The following is a 20,199-nucleotide window of genomic DNA, read 5'->3' on the forward strand; positions in this document are numbered from 1 at the left end:
AAGTCCGCTCGACTTGCATGTATTAGGCACGCCGCCAGCGTTCGTCCTGAGCCAGGATCAAACTCTCAACAAATGTTGTCTTGCTTTTCGTGGTTGCCCACGTTTCAATCGCTCAAGGCGTGGCTGTGTGTTTAGTTTTCAAGGTACCAATTCAATGCAGCTTCTGTCGAAGCAGCTCAAGCAATATATCACGAAGCGAAGTTCGTTGTCAACCATTTAGGTTTTCGAAACCTGGAAACCAAGTGAAGAAAACGTTGATGTGACGGGATATATCGGTCGGAATCGAAAGAGAAGCGCTCGAAGCGACATCGAGTAATATATCACCCCTGTGCCTAGATGTCAAACATGATTTTCAACGTTTTTTATGAACACTTTGGCCACCATCCGCGATGCATCTGATATCGACTGCGTCATTGTAAAAATACAAGTCAATCAGAACATCGCGGATGGCGTAGAACCAAGGTGCCAATTTAGATTGAGCAAAGAAGCTAGCGCCCCAACTAAATCATTGATGTATGCCTTTACTCCATCCCCAATGCCTTTTTCCCAGCCTCCAACACTTCGATGATCCGATCCACATCATATACTGCTCCTTTCCATGCACCGCCGCTCACAGATTGCAGCGCAGCCCACAGCCGAGTGTCATCCGGCAAATCGTCATCTGGCGCCAAATGCGGATGCGGGTTGCGCATGCTGAGGATCTTTTCTCCTTCCGCCGGATCGAACAAAACGTCGTCGCAGCCGACAAAATTCACCCGACCATGCAAATGGTTTCGATCAACGACAATCTCCACCATATCCCCGTCCTGCAGCTTGCCGATTGGACCGCCGGCAAGCGCTTCCGGCCCGACGTGGCCAATGCACACCCCGGTTGACACGCCCGAAAAACGGGCATCGGTCACCAAGGCAACATGTTTGCCAAACGGCAGATGTTTTAAGGCGGACGTCAGCTGATATGTTTCTTCCATCCCCGTTCCTGACGGCCCCCGCCCAATCAGAACCATTACGTCATATGGTTCGATCCGCCCTTCCTTGATGGCGGCAATCGCATCCCGTTCACTTGTAAACACTTTCGCTTTGCCTGTATGGCGATAAACCCCATCTTCATCCACGATGCTGGGATCGATGGCCGTGGATTTGATCACCGACCCTTCCGGCGCAATATTGCCGACTGGAAATGTGACCGTTGATGTCAACCCCCGTGCTCTGGCCGTCGCGGGATCCATAATCACATCCTGCGGCTGGACCCCATCCACCTCTTCAAGCCGTTTTCGCACCTTGTCGCGCCGCTCCGATGTTTCCCACCAATCCAGTACATCAGCCAAGGTACAGCCTGATACCGTTTTCACGCTGGTGTCAAGCAAGCCAAGTGACCTTAAATGAAGCATGACTTCCGGTACACCGCCAGCCAAAAACACGCGAATGGTGGGATGATCCACCGGACCATTTGGCAACACGCTGACCAACCTCGGCACTGCGCGATTTACAGCTTGCCAATCCTCCACGGTCGGAATTTGCAGACCAGCGGCATGGGCAATGGCCGGAATGTGTAGAAGCAAATTGGTCGATCCGCCAAACGCCGCATGCAAGACCATCGCGTTTTTGACGGATGCGTCTGTCAGTACATCTGACATGCCGAGTCCGTTTTGCACACATTGAAGCAGCGCACGGGCCGATTGGACCGCCATCTCTTGCCAAATCGGTTCGCCAGAGGGTGCGAGCGCTGAATGCGGAATGGAGATGCCGAGCGCTTCCGCAACCACCTGCGCCGTAGCCGCAGTGCCGAGAAATTGACAGCCGCCGCCTGGCGTCGCACAGGCGCGGCAGGCGACTTCAGCAGCATGTTCCAACGTGATTTCATGATGGGTATAACGCGCTCCGATGGTTTGAACCTTCCCTGCGTCCTCGCCATTTTCCGGGGCCAAAGTCACCCCGCCAGGCACAATAATGCCAGGCAATTTGCCAATCGAAGCAAGCGCAATCATGGTGGCAGGCAGACCTTTGTCACAAGTGGCCACCCCCATGACGGCCTTGCGCGTCGGCAGGGATCGAATCAAGCGTCGCATGACCAGCGCGGCGTCATTGCGGTATGGCAAAGAATCAAACATGCCTGTTGTGCCTTGAGAGCGCCCGTCGCAAGGATCGCTGACGTAAGCCGCATAGGGCACCGCGCCAAGACGCCTAAACTCTTCGGCAGCGCTTTGCAAAAGCAGGCCAATTTCCCAATGCCCTGTGTGATAACCCAATGCCGCAGGCGTGCCATCCGGCTTGCGAATGCCACCTTGTGTGCTCATCATCAAAATATGTTTACCCAGAACCTTGCCTGGTTCCCATCCCATACCGACATTTTGTGATAGACCAAACAAGTCACCACTCGCCCAAGTCTTTAGCATCTCTGGCGAGAGGGGAAGTGAACCACTCGGTCCAGGCGCGTGCGTTGGAATCTCATATAAGTCGTCATGTTCGGAATGAAAAAGTGAAGTTAAGATCGGATGTTCCTTCACGGTACAATTCATCTCCCTTGCCGCTATACCACTAGTTGACGTCAAACCTGTAAACCACTCAATGCGCGAATGTTTTGCAAAATTAAATCGGATCGAGTATGACATGTATATTGTTCATATTACACTTTCAGAGTAGCATGAATATGCCAGAACTTAAAATTCAGGCATCGCTGTCATACTGCGCTGCTTGATTGACCGAACTTTGCTCCATTTCAATATGACGACCAGTGCCATGAAGCGCTGCAATCGTCAACATATCAGCTTAATCAATCAGAAACGGGTGATTTGATATGAACTATCCTCTATCTGGAAAAGTTGCACTGATCACAGGCGGATCAAGTGGAATCGGCAAGGCCATTGCAGATCGTTTCACAGAGAACGGGGCGGCGGTCGTCATCTGCGATGTATCGCCAAAAGGAGAACAGCTTGCAAGCGAATGGCAGCAAGCAGGGAAAAAGGTCGAATTCGCACAAGTTGACGTGCGTCAAACCGCTGATCTGGAAAGAGCGGTTTCTCTGGCAGAGGAGCGCTTTGGCGGGCTTGATATTCTGGTGAACTGCGCAGGCATCTTCCCGCGAGCCACATTGGCGGATACCACGGATGCCTTGTGGGATCAGATCATGGACGTCAACTTAAAAGGCGTGTTCCACACTTGCCAGGTTGCGGTTCCAGCCCTGATTCGAAGAGGCTCCGGTGCCATCATCAACATCGGCTCGCTCAATACGTTTGGCGGCACTCCAGAGTTGTTTGCCTACTCGACCTCAAAAGGCGGCGTGGCCACGCTCACCCGCAACCTTGCTCGGACATTTGCCAAACATAAAATACGTGTGAACTGCGTCCACCCAGGCTGGGTTGCGACCGAAGGGGAAATGGCCGTCCAGCAGCAACAAGGGATGCCCGACAATTGGGTGGAAACAGAGGGACACAGGCTGCCGATGGGTCGCGTTCAGACACCAGACGACATTGCAGCTGCAGTTTTGTTTCTGGCGTCTGATGACGCGAATCAAATTACCGGGCAGTTTCTAACCGTGGACGGCGGACTCAGTTTCCGTTACTGAAGTTTGTGGGTGAAACCAAAAAACACCCAAAGTGGCCAAGCCGCCGCTCCACAATAAACCTGTGTGAACGATTTGCTCGTCGTGGCCATACGATAAAATGGCTATAGCAGGCGCTCCTTCCCCGGGATACAGCCAATAAATATGCGCCTGCTATAGTCCCATTGACAAGCGCATACACGCTCCCAGGGCCACTCATCGCATAGGGGGTACCATAACCTGACGATTTGCCAGACAACCAAACTCGATTTTACCGCACATCGATCTCGCTGAAATCGCCGTTTTCAAACTGGGACAACCACCCTTTTTGCACTGCCGTCAGAGGCAGATCTCGCAATAAGTCAGGCCGCTCCTTCCACGTGCGATACAACGCGTGTTTGGCGCGCCATGTCGCGATCAGTTGGTGATTCCCCGACAACAATGTCGGAGGTACGTCAATGCCGCGAAAGGAGGCTGGGCGGGTATATTGCGGATACTCCAGCATTCCCCCTGTGTGCGATTCATCTGTCAGGGAATCGGCATTGCCCAGTACACCAGGCAACAGACGAATCACAGCATCCAGCACAGCCATCGCGGCGATCTCGCCGCCCGTCATGACGAAGTCGCCAAGCGACAGCTCCTCGGTCACCAAATGCTGCCGAACGCGATCATCAAATCCTTCATAATGTCCACACAAAAAAACCAATCGGCTTGCTTGCGCATATTCCTTTGCTACATCCTGCGTAAACCTTCGTCCCTGCGGGGAAAGGAGAATGACGCGTCCTGCGGGCGGATCGACATGTCCGTGTTGCTGCTCAATGTCTTCCATCGCTGCAAACAGCGGCTCTGGCTTGAGCAACATGCCTGCACCTCCGCCGAACGGTGTGTCATCCACCGTGTGGTGCCGATCTGTTGCGTACGCGCGAAAATCGATGCAATTCACGCTCGCCGCCCCGCTTTGCAAGGCGCGCTTCATCATGCTCTCACCCAGCACGCCGGCAAACATTTGCGGAAACAGGCTCAAAACAAATATTTCAAGTGACATTGCCCTGACAAAACACCTCATCCTGAACATCGCCGTGGGTTTGTACTACATCTACTCATCGCCGGAAAAACAAGCGCTTCTTTATTCTTCTTCGCCCAAGAGCCCCGGCATCAGATGAACCGTCATGCGCGCACTGGCCAAATCGACCGCCAACACGCATTCCGGAATCGCCGGCAGCAACACTTCACCATACTGCTTGGAGCGGACCACGTATACGTCATTGGCACCCGGCGTCAACACATCTGTCAGTTTGCCAAGCAACTTTCCATCATCTGTGTGAACCTCCAAACCAACCAGTTGATGAATGTAGTAGCTCCCCTCCGGCAATGGCTCCAATTCGGTTTCTGGCACACAGAGTTCCATCCCTCTCCACCGTTCCACATCATGAATGGACTGCAGCCCTTTAAAGCTGACAATCCACATCTGATTTTGCCTGCGGCCAGATTGCACTTCCACTTGGGCAATCGGTGTTCCACCAACCGGGCGAATATGCAACTTGGCACCCGCGGAAAATCGCTTGGACGCAAAGTCGGTCCGCGGAAAAACTTTCATCTCGCCACGCAATCCATGTGGCTTTGTCATCACACCTACAGTAAAGTAATCGCTCAACATCTTCCCTCCACGTAAAAAGGCTCAACACGGAGTGCTGAACCTTTTCAAATGAGCGTTTTGCAAAATGAATGGCGCAGTTTGACCACAAACAACAGGAATTTTGCAAAACACTGACGAATTGCAGGTTCCTACAAACTGCTGTATAACCCGTTACTGCTCAACAACTTGCCCGTTTTGACGAATCTCTTGAATCACGCCATCGCGAACAATGATTTCAGCGCCCAGCAGGACTTTAGACCAATCGTCGCCTGGTTTCACGCTGACAACTGTTTCAACCGTCATATTTTGAATTTCGGCGCCCAGTTCCATCTGCTGAATCTGCTGCATCTGTTGAAACAGTTCTTCACGCCGCTGTTCGCGCGTGTTCTTCTCATTCTCCAGCTGTTGGCGAACCTGTTGGGCAAAATCCCCGCCTTGGGCCATCGCCTGCTGTAAAGCTTCACGACCTTGTGATTCCAACTGTTCTAGCTCGTTCATCACTTGCTCGATTTGACGTCTTTGTTCTTGCAGAATTTGCTGCTTCGTACCTTCGGTCAAAATCAGTTTGACCGCGACTGGCTGACGAATATCCAACAAAATCGTCCTTTCTCATCACGACTGAATGTCGACAAACACTCTTTTGCCTTGGCGATAGGCCGCAGCGCTTACAACGTTCCGAATGGCTTTGGCAATCCGCCCCTGCCGTCCAATGATGCGTCCAACGTCTTCGGCATGCACGACGACGTGACATGTCACTGCGTTTTCGTCATTTGTCAAACTCACTTGGACTGCATCCGGATGTTCAACCAAAGCGCACACCAAGTACTCGACCAATTCTTTCACATCAGATCACTCCGAAGGGCGGCACACGGCCGCCCACAGTTCACTTCTGTAATTTTTGTTCGTGAAACTTCTTCATAATTCCTTCTGCGGAGAACAAATAGCGAACTTTGTCAGAGGGTTGCGCGCCTGTGCCCAACCAGTAAAGCGCACGATCTTCGTTGATGTTGACTTTCTCTGGATCCGTCAACGGATTGTACGTGCCGATCTCTTCAACAAATCGACCATCGCGCGGCGAGCTTGACTCTGCAACCACAACACGGTAGAACGGACGTTTTTTTGCACCCATACGCTTTAAACGAATTTTTACTGCCACGAAGACCACCTCCAAATAATTTTATCTGCGCTTCTTTTTCGCGCGGTGCTGTCGCTTTCGTGGCTCCTGCGACGACACCTTGTTTTGAAATGCCTCTTCCATATTTGCCAATCCAGCGGCGTCTTTGATGCCGCCCATCGACTTGAGGGCGTTCATCGCGCCCTTGCGGCCGAACTTTTTGCCCATGCCAGATACCCGCTTCATCATCTCTTGCGTCTGCTCAAACTGCTTCAACAATTGATTGACGTCGCGCACCGTCGTACCACTGCCATTGGCAATGCGGCGCCGACGGCTGGCATTCATCAATTTCGGGTCGAGCCGCTCGGCTTCCGTCATTGACGAAATAATGGCATCCATGCGAACAAAACGCTTGTCGTTGAGATCTACGTTCTCAATGCCCTTCATTTTGTTCATGCCTGGAATCATCTTGAGCACTTGATCCAAAGGACCCAGGTTGCGCACCTGGCGGAACATCTCTTGGAAGTCATTGAGCGAGAAATTGGCTGAGCGCATGCGCTCTTCCATTTCCTGCGCTTTGTCCATATCGAACTTTTCCTGCGCGCGCTCAATGAGGCTTAAAACATCCCCCATGCCGAGAATCCGCGATGCGAGTCGGTCCGGGTGGAACGGTTCAAGTGGACCGTCAACCTTTTCTCCCAGTCCCACATACTTGATTGGGCAGCCTGTGACTTGGCGCACGGTCAGTGCCGCGCCGCCGCGCGCATCGCCGTCCAGCTTGGACAAAATGATGCCTGTGACACCCAATCGCTCGTGAAATGTCTCTGCGACATGAACCGCATCCTGACCCGTCATCGCATCGACGACCAGCAGCACTTCCATGGGCTGAATGGCTGCTTTCATATCTTCGAGTTCAGTCATCAATCCCTCGTCGATATGTAAGCGTCCAGCGGTATCCACAAGCACGATATCCGCGCCCTGGCGCTCCGCCTCTTGCATCCCGTTGCGAACGATGTCTACGGGATTGTGGCTCGTGCCCATATCAAAAACCGGGACTTCGACTTGACGTCCAAGTACGTGTAATTGATCTATTGCAGCCGGGCGATAAACGTCTGCCGCAACCAGTAATGGACGATGCTGATGCTGACGGAAAGACAGCGCGAGCTTGGCAATGGCTGTCGTTTTACCAGCGCCCTGCAACCCGACCAACATGATGACCGTTGGCGGTTTGGCAGCCATCTGAATCCTCGACTGCGTGCCACCCATCAATTCGGTGAGTTCCTCGTAGACGATTTTGACCACTTGTTGACCAGGTGTGAGACTTTTTTGCACGTCCTGACCAACTGCGCGCTCACGCACGCGCGCGACAAAATCGCGGACGACCTTGACGTTCACATCAGCCGCCAAGAGCGCCAGACGAACTTCCCGCATCGCCTCTTGCACATCGTTTTCCGTCAATTTGCCCTTGCTGCGCAACTTGCCCAGCGCCTTTTGCAAACTACTCGACAGTCCTTCAAGCACCTGCATCACCTCCTGTCAAGCCCGCAAGCGTTTCGGCAAAATCCCGGAGTGCTTGTTCCATTCTTGTCTTTGCGTCATCAGCCAACAACGCTTCCGTCTTCGCCCACACAAGCATCACCTTCTGCCAAGCATCGCGCTGTCGCTGTGCCATGCTCGCCAGTTGCAATACCGCTTCGTATTGCTCAAGTTGATCCGCCGCGCGACGAAGTTGGTCGTGTACCGCTTGACGGCTGATTTGCAACGACTGCGCAATTTCACCAAGCGACCAATCTTCCACGTGATACATTTCCATGATCTCACGTTGTCGGTTCGTCAAAAATGCACCATAGAAATCGTACAAGTCACCAATCCGTGTGACCTCTCCCATATTATCTGGTGTTCCGGACACTGTCAAGTACATCTCCTTTACACCTTAAACAGTCATCTGCCATGCGTCCTGCGCCCATTCAATTTAAGGGCGACAAACCGCCTCGGCGAACGCTTGGGCGTCAAATGGCTGCAAATCATCCATTTGCTCGCCAAGGCCAATCCATTTCACCGGAATGCCCTGCTCATGCACGATGGGCAAGACAATGCCCCCCTTGGCCGTGCCGTCGAGCTTGGTCACAATGATGCCCGTGACATCCACGACTTCCTTAAACACTTTCGCCTGACTCAAACCGTTTTGCCCTGTTGTGCCATCCAGCACGAGCAACACCTCATGTGGCGCGCCCGGCAATTCCCGCATGGCCACTTTATGTATTTTCGCCAGTTCGGCCATCAGATGTGATTTGTTCTGCAAACGCCCCGCCGTATCACACAAGATGATATCGACATTGCGCGCCTTCCCCGCTTGAATGGCGTCGAAGATGACAGCGGCCGGATCCGCCCCCTGGCTGTGCCGAACCACATCACAGCCAGCGCGTTCCCCCCAGGCCAGCAACTGCTCAATGGCCGCCGCGCGAAACGTATCAGCCGCCGCCAACAGCACGCGTTTGCCGTCCTCTAAATAATGGTGCGCCAACTTACCGATGCTTGTCGTCTTGCCTGCACCGTTGACACCGACGACCAAAACCAGCGTCGGCCCCTCTTTCGCCCAGTTCATCTCACTTGGCGTCTCCTCGAGGATGTGGCGCATGGCCTCCACCATCAACGGCGGCAAATCCTCGGCATTTTCGATCCGGTTGCGCTTCGCCAGCGCGCGCACTTCATCGACCAGCGCCAGCGCCGTTTCCACCCCCATGTCTGCGGCAATAAACGCCTCCTCCATCTCTTCGTACACCGACTCGTCCAGTTTGCGAGATTTAAAAATGCCGCCCAAACGCTCGACGAGTGAAGAACGAGATTTCTGCAGTCCTTTCTTAAAGCGATCAAACAGGCCCATGTGATAAGCCCCCCCTGCGCAATGATTTCTATGACGTACAAAAACGCGCGCGATGCAACAGGGTGATGTCCTGAAGCATCAAGCGGTCTCAAAATCCAAATCATCTGTCAAGCGTACACTGACCAGCGATGAAACGCCAAATTCCTGCATCGTTACACCGTATAACGCGTCCGCCTCTTCCATCGTCCCGCGTCGGTGCGTAATGACGATAAACTGCGTCTCATCGGCAAACGTGCGCAATTGTTGCGCAAAGCGCGCAACGTTGGCCTCGTCCAATGCCGCCTCCACTTCGTCCAACACGCAAAACGGCACGGGGCGCACGCGCAATATCGCAAACAACAGCGCCATCGCCGTCAGCGCGCGTTCGCCACCCGACAGGAGATTTAAGTTTTGCAGTCGCTTGCCAGGCGGTTTGGCAATCACTTCAATGCCTGTCGTCAACGGATCATCCGGCGCAGTCAACTGCAAATTGGCCTCACCGCCGTTAAAGAGCAGTTGAAAAGCCCGGGAAAACTCTCTCTGAATCTGCGTGAACGCCTCCATAAACCGCTTGGACATCTCTTCGTCGATTTGCGCGATGAGTTCATTCAGCTTCTCTTTGGCGCTCACCAGATCATCGTGTTGTTGTGTCAGAAATTCCACCCGCTCAGACAACCGAGCAAACTCGTCGATTGCGCCCAAATTGACCTCGCCCAAGGCAGCCAGCGACTGACGCATTTTTTTCACTTCGCGTTCCAACGTGTCGAGGCTGGTCGTCAGCGGATAGCGCGATTTCGCCCATTCGTACGTCATGCCATGCGCATCGCCCATCTTCTGCAATGCATGCGCCAAATCGGCGTCGGCGCGCTCCGAAGCCACTTGTGCGCGATGCAGCAGTTCCTCCGCTTCGCGCACCGCATGACGATGCGTGTTCACAATCCCCTCCAGACGCCGCATCTCTGCTTCCTGCTCAAGGCGTGCTTGACGAGCGTGATCCAAATCAGTCAAACGGGTTGCCACGGTATCGACCAACTCGGTCACCTTTTGCGATGCGGCCGCTGCCTTGGCTTGCAACTGGGCAGTTTGCTCGCTGTGCGACGCCATTTCATCCGCCCATGTGTTCAATTGTTGCGTCAAGCGGGCGCGTCTGCCGACAAACTCCTGCAGACGCGCGCGTGTCGTATCCCGCTCCTGCTTGAGTGTGGCCACTTCAATCCGCAGCCCTGTCAATTTATCCTGCATCGCCTGTTGCTTGCGCTCAAAATCGGTCAAAGCCTGCCGCTTTGTGACAATTCGCTCCGATGTGTCGGTCAGTTCCTGTTCAATCACAGCCAATTTCGCTTGCGCTTCGGTCTGCCGCTGTAAAAATGCGTCTTTGCCGGTTTTCAACTGGTCAAATTCCCAAGCCAAGCCTGCCAAGCGCTCTTCGGCAGACGATTGGGCAAACCGCGCATCGCGCAGACTGGTCTCGAATCCCTGTTTTTCCTCCATCATCGCCGCCAACTGGTCTTGTGCCTGCTTGCGCCGTTGTTGCGCTTCCGAAACTTTCGCCCGCCACGCTGCCTGCTCCTTTTGCAGCGCTTCCTGCCGCTCTTTTTGCGCGCGCAAGCGCGCCTCGACATCCGCACGCTCGCGCGACCTGCCAAGCAGCCCTGGCCCTTTGCGTTGATGATGGCCGCCGCTCATGATGCCGCCCGGCGCCACCACGTCTCCCTGGTATGTGACAATGCGCACCCTGTACTGCAACAGACGCGCGATGGCGTTGGCATGCTCCAAAGTGTCTGCGATGACGACATTGCCAAGCAAATGTTCCACGACATCGGCAAATTGGGGCTTTGTGGCGACCAAGTCGCTGGCCACACCGACAAATCCTTCGTGCGATGCCACCTTGGCGATGTCTGCATCGCGCAGCCGCCTGGATTTCACCACATCTATCGGCATGAACGTCGCCCGTCCAGCCTGTCGCTGCTTTAATAACTGGATGGCCGCTCTGGCATCTGCCTCGGTATCGACGACGATATTTTGCAGCGCGCCGCCCAGCGCAGTCTCCACCGCCGTTTCCACTTGCTTTTGCACCTGAATCAAGGACGCAATGGTCCCCTGAATCCCTTGCAACCGTCCCCGTCCGGCTTGTTGCATGACCGTGCGCACGCCCAGTGCATAACCGTCATATCCCTCTTCCAAATCGCGCAGCAAATCCAATCTCGTCGTGAGTGACTGGATATCGGCGTTCAGTTGGTGCAATTCGGTCACAGTCTGCGCTTCATTGGTCATCGCCTGTTCGTAATCTTCGTCACAGCTGCGAATGGTGTCAGCGCACGCCGCCAAAGCCGTTTGCTGATCCGCAATTTTGCGCTCCAATTCCTCACACAGCGCTTGCGCCTCGGCAATTTGCGTCCGCCACTTGGCCTCGTCCTGTTCATACTTCGTCCGTTTGCCCGCATCCGAATCCAACTGCTCCGAGAGCATTTTCAGCTCATTTCGCAGCGTCGCCGCATTGTGATTGGCCTCGATGTATTCAGTATTTAACTGCTCCAACTCACTGGCCAAACGCGCCCTGTCCGCTTCCAATGTCCCGTCAGCGGCCACCTCAAGTTCCCCTGACTTCAAGTGCAACTTCGCCTCTGCCTCTTGCAAAGCCGCCTCCATCTCAGCGGACACCTCGGCAATTTGCTCCAACTCCCGCTTGCTTTCAGCCTCTTGAGCAATTCGCGTCTGACGAGTTTGTTCCATGTGGGTGAGTTGCTGTTCGATGAGCGCCAAATCCCCCTGTTGCCGCTGCCGCTCTTCGACCAGTTCCACATAATGCTGCTGCAGTTGTTCTACCTGCTGTGTGATGGTCTCAAGCGTTTGACGCGCAGACTGCCAGGTGCCTTCCGCTTCGACCATTTGTGATTCAACCGCTACGCGCGCGGCCTCCCTTTGTTCCACAGCAGTCATCGACTGCTTCCAGCGGTCATTCAACTTGTCGATCTCGACAACCAACAGTGTGATATCCGCCTCTTCGAGCGCGTCCGAAATCTCCCGATACTGCAAAGCCCGTTCTTTTTCAACGCGAAGCGGACCAACTTGTTCTTCGAGTTCTGCGAGAATATCCTCGACCCGAACCAAGTTCGCCTCTGTCTCATCGAGATTGCGCTTTGCTTCCCGGCGCCGATGCTTAAATTTCACAATGCCGGCGGCGTCCTCAAACGGCCCTCGCCTGTCCTCTGGCCGCGTGGAGAGCATCTCTTCGATTTTACCTTGACCAATGATGGAATACGCTTCGCGCCCCAGCCCCGTGTCCATAAACAGTTCGTGGATGTCTTTCAAGCGACAAGGCTGACGATTGATGAAATATTCGCTTTCGCCGGATCGAAAAACGCGCCGCGTCACGGTGACTTCATCGAATACAACCGGCAAGTGCCGGTCTTCGTTGTCCAGCGTCAAAGAGACTTCGCACAAATTGGTCGGACGTCGCAAATCACTGCCAGCAAAAATGACATCTTCCATTTTGCTGCCCCGCAAGTTACGCACACTTTGCTCACCCAAAACCCAGCGGATTGCATCGGCAATATTGCTTTTGCCGCTGCCATTGGGGCCAACGACCCCTGTCACACCTGGCACAAGCACGATTTTGGTTTTATCGGCGAACGATTTAAATCCAACGACATCAATCTGTTTGAGATACACCCGCTTTTTGCTCCTCGCCAGCAGTCTCTGTCAACACGTTCAAAGCGGCGGCCGCCGCCTGCTGCTCAGCCTCTTTTTTGGACTTCCCTGCGCCAATCCCCATCACTTCGCCGCCTACCTGTACATGCACGACAAATTCGCGTGCATGCGCCGGCCCCCGCTCTTCCACAATCACATAACGCAAGGGAACCCCCATGCGCTGCTGCACCCATTCTTGCAATGCCGTCTTGTAGTCAACACCTACTTTGGCATCACTCAGATGCGGTATCAGGTGCGCATAGACGAACGTGCGCACACGTTCCACCCCTTGATCTATATAAAGCGCCCCCAAGAATGCCTCAAAGACGTCCGCCAGCAAAGCTGGTCGCTGTCGCCCGCCGGAACGCTCTTCCCCACGCCCCAGCCGGATGTACTTGTCAAAGGACAACCGCCGCGCAAACATCACCAGCGATGCCTCACATACAATCGCCGCGCGCATCCGTGTCAACTCACCTTCAGGCATGTGCGGATATGTGTGGAATAAATAATCGCTGATCAACAACTCCAAGACTGCATCCCCGAGGAACTCAAATCGTTCGTTATCCTGTATTTGCGCCTTGCGATGTTCATTCCGGTACGACGCATGTGTGAAAGCTTGTTTCAGCAAATTGACATCTTGAAAAAAGACGTCCAAACCGACCTGTAGTTCATCCCACTTCGTCTGCACTTACCGTCTCTCCCTGTCGGGGATTTTGAGGGGCGGTCGCTAACCAAAGATGCATGCCATGACCTGTTTAAAAGCAACCACCGATGCAAATTTACATCACACCATACTTGACCATTACATGCGTATGAATTTCGAACATGCATCTTGCTTTCGAAACCGACAGTCCCTCAAAACCCTGAATGGCAGAAAAGCCCTGGACGAGGCCAAGGGCTCTTCTCATGTTCATATTACACAGAGCACATCAATTTTAAAAAGGAATTTTAAAAAAGCGTCGAAACGGCGTCCTACTTAAAAGGAATTGCCCACACGAACAGCATTACGCCTCTTCGAACTTGCGAAATACCACAGACGCATTGTGCCCGCCAAAGCCGAACGAGTTGGACATCGCCACTTTGACGTCGCGCTTGCGCGCTGTATTCGGAACATAGTCCAAATCACATTCTGGATCCGGTGTTTCGTAGTTAGTCGTTGGCGGTATGATGCCTTCCACCAACGTCTTCACCGTCGCTGCGCCTTCAACGCCGCCAGCGGCACCCAACAGGTGACCTGTCATGGACTTGATGGAGCTCATGCACAGGCGATAAGCGTGATCGCCAAACACGCGTTTGACCGCCAGTGTCTCAATGCGGTCGTTAAACTCTGTCGACGTACCATGCGCATTGATATAATCGACTTCGGTTCCATCAAGACCGGCATCCTGCAAGGCCGCCCGCATGACGCGAACTGCGCCATCTCCATCCGGCGCCGGTGCAGTGACGTGATGGGCGTCGCCGGACATCCCATAGCCAATCACTTCCGCCAAAATGTTCGCACCGCGCGCTTTGGCGAATTCCAGCGACTCAAGCAGCAAAAGGCCCGCGCCCTCACCCATGACGAATCCGTCGCGATCTTTCTCAAACGGACGGCTTGCATGTGTCGGATCATCATTGCGCATTGAGAGTGCCTTCATGTTGCTGAACCCAGCTACTGCGAGGTCGACGACAGCAGCTTCGGCCCCGCCAGCAATCATGGCGTCTGCATCACCGCGCTGAATGATTTTAAACGCGTCGCCAATGGCGTGCGACCCCGTCGCGCAAGCTGAAACAGGCGCACTGTTCGGCCCGCGCAAGCCGAAGGTGATGGACACCTGCCCTGTCGCCATGTCACTGATCATCATCGGCACGAGAAAAGGACTGACACGCTTTGGTCCACGTTCCATCAACAGTCGGTAGTTGCTCAGGGTTGTCCCAATGCCACCGATGCCTGAACCGATATAAACCCCTATCCGATCCCGGTTGCCATCATCGATTTGAAGCTTTGCGTGCGCAATCGCCTCGTGTGCAGCCGCGAGCGCATACTGCGTGAACAAATCGAAACGCCGCAAATCTTTCTTGTCCATAAAGCGCTCCGGTTCAAAATCTGTCACCAGCGCAGCAATCTTCGTTGGATAATCAGATGTATCAAACCTATCGATTTCACGTACGCCTGACTTTCCCGTGGTAATGCTCTCCCAAAAGGTTGGCACATCATTGCCCACTGGCGTCACGACACCTAAACCAGTCACAACCACTCGGTGTGTCACATTGTCACCTCCTACTCCAAAAAAAATAATGTCGACACCTTAGTGCCGCACCGTCCGAATACCTCGATTGACTGATATTTTCACAACGCCGCCAATGCGAAGCGCATGACGGCCTGTCCTAATCCAATGTTCCCATGGCCCATGCCATGTACAACGACCTTTAGATAACAGAAAGCCCCGGCTTGCGCCAGGGACTGTTCCGAATCAATTGACAGAATTATCCCTGATGCTCGCTGATGTATGTAACCACATCACCCACGGTGCTGATTTTCTCAGCATCTTCATCAGAAATCTCCAAATCAAATTCATCTTCCAATTCCATAATCAGCTCGACGATATCCAAAGAATCCGCTCCAAGGTCATCCTTGAAAGTGGCATCCATTTTAATCTTATCTTCATCGACGCTGAGCCTGTCGACAATAATTTTTTTCACACGATCCAAGACTTCGTTTGCCATTCTCTCACCTCCTTTTGAAGTATACTACATGACCATGCCGCCGTCGACATTCAACACTTGCCCTGTCATATAACGTGCCGCATCCGACGCTAGAAATGCAACCACCTCGGCCACGTCCGTTGGCGTTCCTGGCCGTCCAAGCGGAATGCTAGACAACATCTGCGTTGTCGCCTCGTCGCCCAGCGCCTCTGTCATATCGGTTGAAATGTACCCCGGCGCAACGGCGTTGACAGTGATATTGCGCGCCGCCAACTCCTTGGCGACAGACTTGGTCAAACCAATCATACCTGCTTTCGCAGAAGAATAATTGACCTGTCCTGGGTTGCCAATTTGTCCGACAACAGACGTAATGTTGATAATGCGGCCATGGCGTTGTTTCATCATGGACCGCGATGCCTGGCGAATCATATAAAACGCACCACGCAGATTTGTATTTAACACGTCATTCCAATCTGCATCTTTCATGCGTAACAACAGACCGTCACGCGCAATCCCCGCGTTATTCACCAAAACATCAATTTTTCCAAACGCGCCTAAGGCTGTCTCGACAAGACGTGCCGCATCTTCTGCCTGACTGACATCCGCCTGCTCCACAATGGCTTGCCCGCCTGCTTCCTCAACCAGCCGCGCCGTTTCCTGCGCAGCATCCTGGCGCCCTTGATAATTGACGACGACGCGCCCGCCATTCGCACCTAGCGAAACTGCAATGGCTCGTCCAATGCCGCGCGATGCGCCAGTTACAATGGATACCCTAGTGTCCATGCTGCTTCCCCAATCCTGTAAATTCAGCGCAACCTGCGCTAGTTGGTCAATCGCTGGATCGCCTGCTCAAGCGTAGCATCATCTTCCACATTGGCAGTCAAAATTCCTTTATCAATTTTCCGAATCAAACCAGACAACACCGCACCAGGCCCAAGTTCAAGCAACATATCCGCGCCCATGGCGCGCATGGCCAGAACATCATCTGTAAAACGCACAGGACAGTAAAGTTGACGCTTGAGCACGTCGCGAATTTCTGCCGCCTTCTGGTGCGGGGCTGCATCGACATTCGCCACGACCGGAATCCCTGCGTCTGCTATGTTTGTCGCATCGAGCAACTTGCCAAACTCAGATGCCGCAGGCTCCATCAAACTGCAGTGGAAAGGACCACTGACCGTCAGTGGAATGGCGCGACGCGCACCAGTTGCCTTGGCTGCTTCACCGGCTTTCGCCACAGCTGCAACTGTTCCGGATATGACAATCTGGCCCGGGCAGTTCAGATTCGCAATCTCGACCACTTCGCCAACCTCGCGTGTCACTTGTGCGCAGATCTCTGCCAACGCGTCCTCTTCCATGCCAAGGACGGCAGCCATGGTGCCTTGTCCGGCTGGTACAGCCGCGTCCATCAAACGACCACGCTGGTAAACGAGATGAACCGCATCCGAAAATGACAGCGCATCTGCTGCCACAAGCGCACTGTACTCACCAAGACTATGACCAGCAGCGACCATGGCCTGTACATCTACTCGCTCTGCCAACACGCGGTAAAAAGCGATGCTGGCCGTCAAGAGTGCAGGCTGCGTATAGTAAGTCAAGCGCAGTTCGGCTTCTGGCCCCTCTAGGCAGAGTTTTGTCAACTGAAAGCCTAATCTTTCATCCGCTTCCGCAAATGTGTCTCGCGCTGTTGCATATTGATCAAGCAACGTTTTTCCCATACCAACGTATTGTGCACCTTGACCGGGAAAAACCAATCCGATGTTCATTTCGTTTCCCCCTCCCACTTTGGATCAGATGGTTTCACAAAAACGTCTGTCCCCACTATCCAGCAATCTTGGCGCGACGCCATCCGCGATGCCTCGATGGACTGGCATTTCCATGGTGTTGCTGTGCTGGATACATCACGCATGGCGATCTACAGGCGAACAGCCGCAGCACCCCATGTCAAACCTGCGCCAAAACCGACTAGGAGCACAACATCCCCAGGTCCAACGCGTCCAGCACGGACGTATTCGTCCAGCGCGATCACGATGGAAGAAGCCGACGTGTTCCCATATTTGTCGAGGGTTAGCGCAACACGTTCGTCCGGGATGTGAAACCGTCTACGCGCCGCATCAATTATCCGTAAATTCGCTTGGTGCGGTACGTACAGGGCCACATCTTCCGGCTGTAAACCGCTGGATTCGAGTACCTCTTCCGTAGCACTGACCATCGCTTGTACGGCAAACTTAAACGTGTCACGTCCACTCATGCGAATGAAATGCTCACCATTTGCCACCGTCTCTGCTGAGGCTGGTTTTCGCGATCCGCCCGCAGCGACATACAACACATCCTTGCCGCGGCCATCCGAATGCAGCGCGACCGATAAAACGCCTCTGTCGCTCTCGATTGGCCCAAGCACAACAGCACCGGCGCCGTCGCCAAACAGTACACATGTGCTTCTGTCTGTGTAGTCCACAATGCGCGACAGCAAATCTCCAGCGGCGACCAAGACATATTTGGCCCGTCCCGCCTCTATCATCGCAGTCCCTAGTGAAAGCCCATATAGAAAGCCACTGCAAGCCGCACTCAAATCAAATGAACTCGCCTTTGTCAGTCCCAGGCGTTCTTGTACGACGTTGGCCGTGGATGGAAACGCATGATCCGGTGTCACAGTCGCGCAGATGAGCATATCGATGTCGCCTGCCGCGACGTTCGCCGCTGTCATCGCTTGTTCACAAGCGATGGCCACATAATCCGATGTCGCCTCGCCCGCTTCTGCAATGCGCCGTTCACGAATGCCTGTTCGCGTGACGATCCACTCATCGGAGGTCTCCACCATCTTTTCCAAGTCAAAATTTGATAAGACACGCTTGGGTAGACCAGATCCAGTTCCTAGAATGCCTGCTCGTGTGCGCTCGCTCATGCAGTTCCCCCTTCAACTTTGATGTCTTAGCTACGAGCAACCATTGCAGATGTCAATTTCGCCAACACGTCGTTGGCGGCAAATTTATGCGCTTGTGTGAGCGCCATATACCAAGCGCGCGGATTGCTGCTGCCATGCGCCTTGATACATCCGCCTGCGACGCCAAGAAATGGCGCGCCGCCATGTTCCGCCCAGTCATATCGACTGCGCAGTGTTCTTAATTTCGGCGCAAGAACGCCAGCGGCCATACGTGTCACCAATCCACTCTCGGTCATCACTTCCTTGAGACCAGCAAACAATCCCAGTCCCAGCCCTTCGGCCAACTTCAATACGACGTTGCCAACAAAACCGTCACAGACGACCACATCGGCGCAGCCCGCCATCATTTCGCGCGCCTCCACGTTGCCGACAAAGTTCAAACTCGATTCAGACAAGAGCAGAAACGCCTGTTTAACCACTGCATTTCCCTTGGTGTCTTCGGTGCCCACATTCAAGAGACCAATACGCGGGTTTTCGATATCCAATACATATTTGGTGTACTCTGCAGCCATGTATGCATAATCGAGTAAATTTTCCGCCGATGCGTCCATTGTTGCACCAGCATCCAAAAGCAATACGCCAGAGCCGTTGAACGTCGGCAAAACAGGTGCCAACGCGGGTCGCTCCACATTCTTCAAACGCCCCATCACCAGTGCCCCTGCAGCCATAATCGCCCCTGTGTTCCCAGCTGAAACCATGACATCCGCTTTGTTGTCACTGACCATCTTCGCAGCCATGACCAGAGACGAATCTGGTTTGCGGCGAACCGCGCGAACGGGTTCGTCATCGCCAGAAATCACCACATCCGTGTGGTGTATCGTCACATTGCCCGGAAAGGAAGCACCTGCAACCCCATTTATTTTCTCTTCATTTCCAATCACAATAAAGCGAGTGTCCGAAAAAGTGGTTGCAGCTTGGCGTACGGCTTCAACTGGCGCGTCAGGCGCATAATCTCCTCCCATCGCATCCACGACTATCGTGATCACCGAGCTTCCCCCTCATCCATAAATTCTGCCCCCAGGTTCGAAGGGTCCTTTTGTACCCAGACAATCCCTTGTACAGCAACCTCGGAGTTGACTTGACAACTTGCGCGACAACGCACGACATCCCCGTGCACGCCAATCACGTCAACTCTTGCCCGCACAACTTCCTCCAAGTGAACCGGACGATAAAATCGCATTTCCGTCTTTGCTGTCAGAGCGACATCTGCGTCCATCAACGCAATCGCCAATGAATTGATCTGCGCAAACAGCACGTGACCTCGAACGATATTCGTACGGCGAAAAACGTGAACGGGTTGTATGATGAGCTCTGATTCAGCATATCGATTTAACTCCAGCTTGATGAGTCGGCCGACAAGCTCCTGTTCGTCGAGCGAACGCAAGTCGTCCTGGCGGTCAGACGCCACGCGACGAATCCGCTCACGCACTTCCGGAATATGAAGCGCATTCCTATCCAGGCGAATGGTTGCAATGCTCACGCCAAAACGGTCGGCCAGCTGTTCGTCCGTCGCAAATGGATCCTGCTCTAAAAATGCAACAAGAGCATAACGACGCTCAGATTTTTTCAGAGTTAAAACCTTCTTTCAAGCCGGAACTTAGCACCACATCATATTTCTTGTATCAAGATACGGGTCTGTACAAGTTTTTGCAAACCAAGTTTTGGGCAGTACCCGGAAAGTACCCCAAAAAAGACCGACCCGATGCCGGGTCGGTCTTTTTTACTTGTATGC

20 protein-coding genes and 1 rRNA gene are annotated in these 20,199 nt (G+C 53.6%); 2 read left to right on the forward strand and 19 right to left on the reverse strand.

Annotated elements, in window-relative coordinates; genetic code table 11:
* A 16S ribosomal RNA gene (locus ACFSB2_RS21415) occupies window positions 1-73 on the reverse strand; the annotation flags it as partial.
* A 448-nt stretch (window positions 74-521) separates the two neighbouring features.
* Window positions 522-2,489, reverse strand: a complete 1,968-nt coding sequence (locus ACFSB2_RS21420) for a YjhG/YagF family D-xylonate dehydratase (RefSeq protein ID WP_377945446.1) — start codon at window positions 2,487-2,489, stop codon at window positions 522-524.
* 305 nt (window positions 2,490-2,794) lie between these two features.
* Here ACFSB2_RS21420 and ACFSB2_RS21425 point away from each other — a divergent pair, with 305 nt between their 5' ends.
* Complete coding sequence (locus ACFSB2_RS21425) at window positions 2,795-3,562, forward strand: SDR family NAD(P)-dependent oxidoreductase (RefSeq protein ID WP_377945147.1); 768 nt, start codon at window positions 2,795-2,797, stop codon at window positions 3,560-3,562.
* A 247-nt stretch (window positions 3,563-3,809) separates the two neighbouring features.
* Here ACFSB2_RS21425 and trmD read toward each other — a convergent pair whose 3' ends face one another.
* The 17 genes from trmD to fapR form a co-directional block, all read right to left on the reverse strand.
* Window positions 3,810-4,583: a tRNA (guanosine(37)-N1)-methyltransferase TrmD gene (gene trmD, locus ACFSB2_RS21430; RefSeq protein WP_377945148.1), complete on the reverse strand. Its 774-nt coding sequence runs from the start codon at window positions 4,581-4,583 to the stop codon at window positions 3,810-3,812.
* Window positions 4,584-4,664: 81 nt separating this feature from the next.
* Window positions 4,665-5,195, reverse strand: coding sequence for a ribosome maturation factor RimM (rimM, locus tag ACFSB2_RS21435; RefSeq protein ID WP_377945149.1), 531 nt, complete (start codon window positions 5,193-5,195; stop codon window positions 4,665-4,667).
* 150 nt (window positions 5,196-5,345) lie between these two features.
* Window positions 5,346-5,768: a YlqD family protein gene (locus tag ACFSB2_RS21440; RefSeq protein WP_377945150.1), complete on the reverse strand. Its 423-nt coding sequence runs from the start codon at window positions 5,766-5,768 to the stop codon at window positions 5,346-5,348.
* An 18-nt stretch (window positions 5,769-5,786) separates the two neighbouring features.
* Window positions 5,787-6,017 (reverse strand): KH domain-containing protein, encoded by a 231-nt coding sequence (locus ACFSB2_RS21445; protein ID WP_377945151.1) that lies wholly within the window; start codon window positions 6,015-6,017, stop codon window positions 5,787-5,789.
* Between the two features lie 40 nt (window positions 6,018-6,057).
* Complete coding sequence (gene rpsP / locus ACFSB2_RS21450) at window positions 6,058-6,330, reverse strand: 30S ribosomal protein S16 (RefSeq protein ID WP_377945152.1); 273 nt, start codon at window positions 6,328-6,330, stop codon at window positions 6,058-6,060.
* A 21-nt stretch (window positions 6,331-6,351) separates the two neighbouring features.
* On the reverse strand, window positions 6,352-7,815 hold the full coding sequence (ffh, locus tag ACFSB2_RS21455) for a signal recognition particle protein (protein ID WP_377945153.1): 1,464 nt from the start codon (window positions 7,813-7,815) through the stop codon (window positions 6,352-6,354).
* Window positions 7,802-8,209, reverse strand: a complete 408-nt coding sequence (gene ylxM, locus ACFSB2_RS21460) for a YlxM family DNA-binding protein (protein WP_377945154.1) — start codon at window positions 8,207-8,209, stop codon at window positions 7,802-7,804. The genes ffh and ylxM overlap by 14 nt, the downstream gene beginning before the upstream one ends.
* A 51-nt stretch (window positions 8,210-8,260) precedes the next feature.
* Complete coding sequence (gene ftsY / locus ACFSB2_RS21465) at window positions 8,261-9,172, reverse strand: signal recognition particle-docking protein FtsY (RefSeq protein ID WP_377945155.1); 912 nt, start codon at window positions 9,170-9,172, stop codon at window positions 8,261-8,263.
* A 78-nt stretch (window positions 9,173-9,250) separates the two neighbouring features.
* Complete coding sequence (gene smc, locus ACFSB2_RS21470) at window positions 9,251-12,823, reverse strand: chromosome segregation protein SMC (protein WP_377945156.1); 3,573 nt, start codon at window positions 12,821-12,823, stop codon at window positions 9,251-9,253.
* Window positions 12,804-13,529, reverse strand: coding sequence for a ribonuclease III (gene rnc, locus ACFSB2_RS21475; RefSeq protein WP_377945157.1), 726 nt, complete (start codon window positions 13,527-13,529; stop codon window positions 12,804-12,806). The genes smc and rnc overlap by 20 nt, the downstream gene beginning before the upstream one ends.
* Window positions 13,530-13,845: 316 nt before the next feature.
* Window positions 13,846-15,090, reverse strand: coding sequence for a beta-ketoacyl-ACP synthase II (fabF, locus tag ACFSB2_RS21480; protein ID WP_377945158.1), 1,245 nt, complete (start codon window positions 15,088-15,090; stop codon window positions 13,846-13,848).
* Between the two features lie 217 nt (window positions 15,091-15,307).
* Window positions 15,308-15,547, reverse strand: coding sequence for an acyl carrier protein (gene acpP, locus ACFSB2_RS21485; RefSeq protein WP_377945159.1), 240 nt, complete (start codon window positions 15,545-15,547; stop codon window positions 15,308-15,310).
* A gap of 24 nt (window positions 15,548-15,571) precedes the next feature.
* Window positions 15,572-16,309: a 3-oxoacyl-[acyl-carrier-protein] reductase gene (fabG, locus tag ACFSB2_RS21490; protein ID WP_377945160.1), complete on the reverse strand. Its 738-nt coding sequence runs from the start codon at window positions 16,307-16,309 to the stop codon at window positions 15,572-15,574.
* Window positions 16,310-16,347: 38 nt separating this feature from the next.
* Complete coding sequence (gene fabD, locus ACFSB2_RS21495; protein ID WP_377945161.1) at window positions 16,348-17,289, reverse strand: ACP S-malonyltransferase; 942 nt, start codon at window positions 17,287-17,289, stop codon at window positions 16,348-16,350.
* Between the two features lie 149 nt (window positions 17,290-17,438).
* Window positions 17,439-18,428, reverse strand: coding sequence for a beta-ketoacyl-ACP synthase III (locus ACFSB2_RS21500; RefSeq protein ID WP_377945162.1), 990 nt, complete (start codon window positions 18,426-18,428; stop codon window positions 17,439-17,441).
* 26 nt (window positions 18,429-18,454) lie between these two features.
* Window positions 18,455-19,450 carry a phosphate acyltransferase PlsX gene (plsX, locus tag ACFSB2_RS21505; protein ID WP_377945447.1) on the reverse strand — a complete coding sequence of 332 codons (996 nt, stop codon included), beginning with the start codon at window positions 19,448-19,450 and terminating at the stop codon, window positions 18,455-18,457.
* Window positions 19,450-20,037: a transcription factor FapR gene (fapR, locus tag ACFSB2_RS21510; RefSeq protein ID WP_377945448.1), complete on the reverse strand. Its 588-nt coding sequence runs from the start codon at window positions 20,035-20,037 to the stop codon at window positions 19,450-19,452. Before fapR ends, plsX begins: the two co-directional genes overlap by 1 nt.
* On the opposite strand from fapR, the gene ACFSB2_RS21515 reads away from it, so the two are divergent.
* Window positions 20,001-20,199: hypothetical protein (locus tag ACFSB2_RS21515; protein ID WP_377945163.1), on the forward strand; the 199-nt coding region annotated here is incomplete at its 3' end. The two genes, fapR and ACFSB2_RS21515, sit on opposite strands and share 37 nt — an antisense overlap.

It is taken from the genome of Alicyclobacillus fodiniaquatilis, from assembly GCF_042678105.1.
GTDB lineage: Bacteria > Bacillota > Bacilli > Alicyclobacillales > Alicyclobacillaceae > Alicyclobacillus > Alicyclobacillus fodiniaquatilis.

Coding starts and splice junctions, on each gene's coding strand:
- ACFSB2_RS21425 (WP_377945147.1), top strand. CDS start 2,795: ATGAACTATCCTCTATCTGGAAAAGTTGCACTGATCACAGGCGGATCA.
- ffh (WP_377945153.1), bottom strand. CDS start 7,815: ATGCAGGTGCTTGAAGGACTGTCGAGTAGTTTGCAAAAGGCGCTGGGC.
- rimM (WP_377945149.1), bottom strand. CDS start 5,195: ATGTTGAGCGATTACTTTACTGTAGGTGTGATGACAAAGCCACATGGA.
- ftsY (WP_377945155.1), bottom strand. CDS start 9,172: ATGGGCCTGTTTGATCGCTTTAAGAAAGGACTGCAGAAATCTCGTTCT.
- fabG (WP_377945160.1), bottom strand. CDS start 16,309: ATGGACACTAGGGTATCCATTGTAACTGGCGCATCGCGCGGCATTGGA.
- ylxM (WP_377945154.1), bottom strand. CDS start 8,209: ATGTACTTGACAGTGTCCGGAACACCAGATAATATGGGAGAGGTCACA.
- acpP (WP_377945159.1), bottom strand. CDS start 15,547: ATGGCAAACGAAGTCTTGGATCGTGTGAAAAAAATTATTGTCGACAGG.
- trmD (WP_377945148.1), bottom strand. CDS start 4,583: ATGTCACTTGAAATATTTGTTTTGAGCCTGTTTCCGCAAATGTTTGCC.
- fabD (WP_377945161.1), bottom strand. CDS start 17,289: ATGAACATCGGATTGGTTTTTCCCGGTCAAGGTGCACAATACGTTGGT.
- ACFSB2_RS21500 (WP_377945162.1), bottom strand. CDS start 18,428: ATGAGCGAGCGCACACGAGCAGGCATTCTAGGAACTGGATCTGGTCTA.